Below are 4864 nucleotides of genomic sequence, written 5' to 3'. Positions count from 1 at the left end.
TAGCTACGACTCTTCTAGTGCACACTGGCTGTCATGGGACCTTCACAGCCACTCCGTGAGCGGGGCCGGACACTGATCGAGCACGCCCCTGACCAGCTAGTTTGGATCCTCCAAGCCCGTGAGTCCAGGGTCGTACCGGGCCAGGATGCCCCGGGTGAGGGGCAGGTCGACTACCAACTCAGTGACCTACGGACGTTCGTGAAGACGATCGGCGGGCGGGTCGACCGTGAGGTTCCGGAACCCAACGTGTCGTCGTTCAAGCGACGGCGCGTGTTGCTGCCGGACGGCACCTACGGCTTTCGTGTGGTCCGCCCGGATTGGGAATCGATTCTCACCGCCTTGCGTCGAGGTGAATGCAACGCCCTCGCTTGCGCCGATATCGACCGGGCGACCCGCGATCCGCGCATCCTTGAAGATCTCATCGACGCGGTCGAGTTGTACGGAATTTACGTCGTCAGCATGACCGGAAACGTCAACCTGACTACCGATGAGGGAATCGACTCCGCGCGACGCTTGGTCAATCAACGAAACGCCGAATCCCGCAACACGTCCCGTCGTGTCACTGATGGGAAACGTCGCGCCGCCCATGCGGGCAAAACGCACGGCGGTCCCAATCGGCCGTTTGGCTGGCGCAAAGACCGACTCACCGTGAACAAGCGAGAAGCGAAGCACATCCGTGCCGCCGTTCCGCGCATTATCGCGGGACTGAGTCCGCTCACACTGGCGCAAGAGTGGAATGAGCGAAAGATTCCCACCGTGACCGGAGTGGAGTGGCGGGCCGCTACAGTGCGGAATATGTTCACCCGTCCGCGTATGTGCGGGAAGGTCGTCTACCGGGGCGCGGTTCTCTATGGCGAGGACGGTAAGCCGGTTCGGGGGAAGTGGGAGCCGATTCTTACCGACGACCAGCATGCGGCCGTAGTGCGTGCCTGGGCTCCCGCTGAGGGACAGGAACAGTCCCGAGTCGGCGGGAAGGGGCGCGGGTATCGGACCAATCATTTGCTGTCGCCGTTCGTCCGGTGCGGCAAGTGCAATGCCCGCATGGTGGGATCCAGCAGGCGTGACCAGCGTTCCGGGGAACTGGTCGAGATCTACCGGTGCCCGTCGAAAGGGCAAGGTGGGTGCGCCAGCACTTCGCGGGACGCGGCCCCTGTGGACGCCTACATCCGCGCACTGGTGCTTGCCGAGCATCGAAAGATTCAGTCTCGAAAGATAGAAAAGCTACCGCCGTGGCCGAAAGAAAAGGAACTCGCCGAACTCAAAGAGCGAATGCGGGAATCGTCGATGCGGTACGAAGCGGGGACCTACTCGGCGGAAAACTACTTTCCGAGCCTTGCACGAATGGAAGCCACAGAGGCCACCCTCAAACGCGAGAAACGCAAGTACGAGGCACAGCAGGACGCCCGCGACGCGGCCGTCGCGAACCTTGACGAACAGTGGGAAAAGCCGAGCTTCACCATCGAATTGAAGCAAGCGGCGATTGCCGAGACTCTTACCGCCGTGGTGATTAAGCCCGCCGGGAAGGGTGTCCGGTTTCATCCGGATCAAATCAAGCCGATTTTCCGGCACAGCGACTGACCTTTCGCTTCTTGCCGCAAACGCAAAGAAGGCCCCTGGTTTCCCAGGGGCCTTCTTCATACCTTTAAGGTCTCATAGACCTCTTGCCAGTCGGCTTGCTCGATAGTCCTCGTCGAGAGGTTCGAGTTGTCCTTGAGCCAACGCTGTGCGCTAGACCGGTAGGCTTCCATGCTGTCCATCGGGAACGTCTCGCCCGCCTGAACCAGCATGCTGGTTTCCTTGAACAGGTTCCGGATTACGTGGCTGGTAGCTCGCATAGGAACAGCGTGCATCAAGCTTGGCTAGAATGTCAAATCACGTGATTTAATTCGATAGCCGGCGGGCGGGGATTTTCCTTCCTTGAAAATCGAAATTGGCTGGACCAAACAATGTGCGTGCGTCATCGGGTGCCCGCTGTTGTGGCGCGCCCTGATCGTCGGTCGGATGTTCGATGTGGTGGCGTCGCCGCAGGTAGAGGCGCATCCTGGGAACATGGGCGGGAGAGATTTCGTAGACCGTGTGGTCGCTGCCGGGGAGCGGAAAGCGGCCCGCGACCAGGACAGGAACCGGCGACGCGCGGCGATTGAACGCGCTGTGCGGATGCCCGCGCTGATCGGTGCGGGGATTCTCGCGCTGGTCGCGTGGTGGCTGTCCGGCTGGGAAATGTGGCCGTGGTTGTTCGGCGGCGTCGGCGGTCTCGTGGCCGTGCTGATCTTTGCTCGGCGGCTGCCGCCGATATGGCGGCTGACGGTGCCGCTGCTGGTGGTCGGGGTGTGGTTGCTGACCTATGTGGACCCGTGGTGGTGGGTGCTGCTGGCGGGGGTCGCGGTGACTGGTGCCGGGGTGGCCGCGCTGGTGACGTTGCGGCTACGGGTCCGGCGCTGGCAGACACTGACGGCGCTGGCGCTGGGTGTGGTGATGGTGGCAACAGGATGGGCGATGCTGGCCGTGGACGCGGCCCGCCACGCTCGCCAGACGCAACAGGAACTGAATCAAGCCCACGATGACGCCGTGGCCCGCATCTTGCCCCACAGCCCCGGGAGCATGGTCAATTTCCTGGCGGAACGGATCGCCCGCCCGACGCCGGATGCCGTCGCCGACGCGTGTTTCGTCTTCGCGCCCGCCGCCCGTCAGCAACTCGCCGACGCCCGGCACGTGCCGGACTGCCCGGCCGCGATCGGCGCCATGGCGGCCGAGGTGACGGCGGCGGGCGACTACGTGAACAACCTGTCTCTCCCGGGGCAGGCGTCCCAGCCCAACCCGGACGGCACACTCTCGGTGGACGCCTGCCACCTCGATTTCTCCGGACTGACCGACGACACCCCGCACGCCAACCCCGGCCCGCAAATCGGCCTGCTGACGCTGGCACAGCAACACGGGCAAGGGCACCTCATCGTGAACTACCGGAGCTGTCCATCCGGGTGAACCCGTCTGTGGTTCGACCCGATAGCCGAAAGGGGAGCGTAGGTTTCCCACTCGGCTGTCCGGTCCCACACACGAACCGCACAGCCACCGTCCCCCGCGACAGAGCCCCGGCAACCACGGTTGCCGGGGCTCTGTCGTGTTTCAGCTCCCGTGACGGGTATCGGCGGGCGGCTCTAGCCCGTAGATCGCCGCGACTCTGGCGGCCCATGCGGGAGAGCGTTCGGGCGCGTTCTTCAACTGTTCTCGCGCCCACTCCTCCAGGGTCGGGATCGGGCGCTGCGGGACTGTCCTCCTCCGTGGTCGGCCCGCAGCGGCTCTGACGCGTCGGCAACCCGCGTCGGTCTCTCGGTTCAGCTGTGACGGTGTTGAGCTGTCTCCGGCCCGCTCAGGCCGTCCTCCGGCGGTGCCCGGTCGGGTGCGGCGGGGCCGGTCTGTGTCGGACCGGTCTTCGCCGTCCGGCTTGTCGGCACGGTCACCGTTGGCCGTCCCGGTCGCGTCCTTGTCGTGGAGCGGACGGCCGTCCTCTGCGTCGGTGCGGGGGTGGTCATGGTCACTGCCTTTCGGGTGCTGCCGGGTGGTCGTCTGCGGTGCGTTGGTGAGGTGGTCGGGCAAAGGGCGAGTCACCTCCCTTCATCCGGTCGGCGGGGAGGCAGGGAGGGACCTCCGGCGGTCCCGGAATCACCCGGGTTTCGGCCCGATCCGGGGTCCCGCCGGCGGCGGGTCCCTGGGGTCCCTGACCCGTGTTCGCGCTGGTCAGAGCGGGGACTTTCGGGCAGGGACCCGTCAGGGATAAGTCCCTGAGTCCCTGCCGGGTCCCTGCCCGCATCCCTGCCCGCATCCCTGCCGTCTCCGGCCCCGTCGCCATCTCCGGTGCCGTCGTCGTCGCGGTCCCGGCGGGCGAGTGCGGCGGCCAGGTCGTCAGCGCGGATGACCTTGTTCCCGTCCGACTTGACCGGCCCGACCCCGTGCGGGGCGAGGGCGGCTGTCAGGTCCCGGAACGTCCACTCCCCGTACTCGCCGGGATCGTGCCGAGCCAGCCGGTTCAAGATCACCTGAGTCCGGACCCGCTTCTCTCCGTGCAGCACCGCCGTAACGTCGGCGAGGTGGTCGGCGACGACCGGTGCCGCGTCGAGCTGCGGGCGTGCGCTGGACTCGACCGCCCGGCCCATCTCCTCAATCAGCGCCACCGCCCGAGCGATAACCGGTGTGACGTCGTCGGCGCCGTCCTCGAACGGGACGTAGAACGTGCGCACCAGCTCGAACGTCTCATCGGTGATGCCGACCGCGACACAGGTTCCCCGGTCGGTGTTGATCCGCAGCTCCGTTGCGCGGATACCGGCCGCGTACTTGCCCGACCCCAACAGCCCGTCGTTGGCGACTTGATCGGCCACGCTGAACGCCACCCCGCAGGACACGTTGCGGGTGACTTCCCGAGGGATGCTGTCCTTCGTGGGCGACTGGGTGGCCAGCAGCAGCACAATCCCGTACTTGCGGCCTCGCTTGATCAGCCTGATTGCCAGTTCGGCGGCTTTCTTGCCGTATTTGGGGTGCTGGAACAACTCGTGACACTCGTCGATCCCACAGACCAGCGGGTGCAGGCCAAGCCCGGCCTTATCGGCGAGCTTGCGCGAGACCTTCGGCGGGCGGCCCGGCTGCCCTCCGAGGATCTTCCCGCGTCGCTCCATCTCCGTCAGCAGATCGGCCAGCGCCTGCGTTGCCGCTTCGGCCACGCTGTCATCCATCCCCATCCCGTAGCGGGACAGCCGGGGTCGGAACGGGTCGAAGTCCGGGGACTCACCCATCACGAACACCCACAGTTCGGCGGTGGGGTCGAGTGCCGCGCCGAGCAGCAGCGTCCGCAACGCGGCCGATTTCCCTTGCC

The 4864-nt window shown here is 65.9% G+C and carries 3 protein-coding genes and 1 pseudogene; 2 read left to right on the top strand and 2 right to left on the bottom strand.

The genetic code is table 11. The annotated features are described in order from the left end of the window. The first annotated feature begins 198 nt into the window (after positions 1–198). Positions 199–1578, top strand: a complete 1380-nt coding sequence (locus C2L58_RS23415; protein ID WP_158264151.1) for a recombinase family protein — start codon at positions 199–201, stop codon at positions 1576–1578. 56 nt (positions 1579–1634) lie between these two features. Here the strand turns inward: C2L58_RS23415 and C2L58_RS49295 are convergent, their stop codons facing one another. Next, positions 1635–1787 carry a hypothetical protein gene (locus tag C2L58_RS49295; protein WP_158264150.1) on the bottom strand — a complete coding sequence of 51 codons (153 nt, stop codon included), beginning with the start codon at positions 1785–1787 and terminating at the stop codon, positions 1635–1637. A gap of 130 nt (positions 1788–1917) precedes the next feature. Here C2L58_RS49295 and C2L58_RS50565 point away from each other — a divergent pair, with 130 nt between their 5' ends. Next, positions 1918–2982: a hypothetical protein gene (locus C2L58_RS50565; RefSeq protein ID WP_233225882.1), complete on the top strand. Its 1065-nt coding sequence runs from the start codon at positions 1918–1920 to the stop codon at positions 2980–2982. Between the two features lie 620 nt (positions 2983–3602). On the opposite strand, the pseudogene C2L58_RS23405 reads toward C2L58_RS50565, so the two are convergent. Further along, positions 3603–4864 (bottom strand): annotated as a pseudogene (locus C2L58_RS23405) (hypothetical protein); the annotation flags it as partial.

It is taken from the genome of Amycolatopsis sp. CA-126428, from assembly GCF_002904335.1.
Lineage (GTDB): Bacteria > Actinomycetota > Actinomycetes > Mycobacteriales > Pseudonocardiaceae > Amycolatopsis.
This window is presented reverse-complemented; position numbering and strand designations above follow the sequence as displayed.

Excerpts from the sequence above, each read along its gene's own strand:
- C2L58_RS49295 (WP_158264150.1), bottom strand. The coding sequence starts at position 1,787 with ATGCTGGTTCAGGCGGGCGAGACGTTCCCGATGGACAGCATGGAAGCC.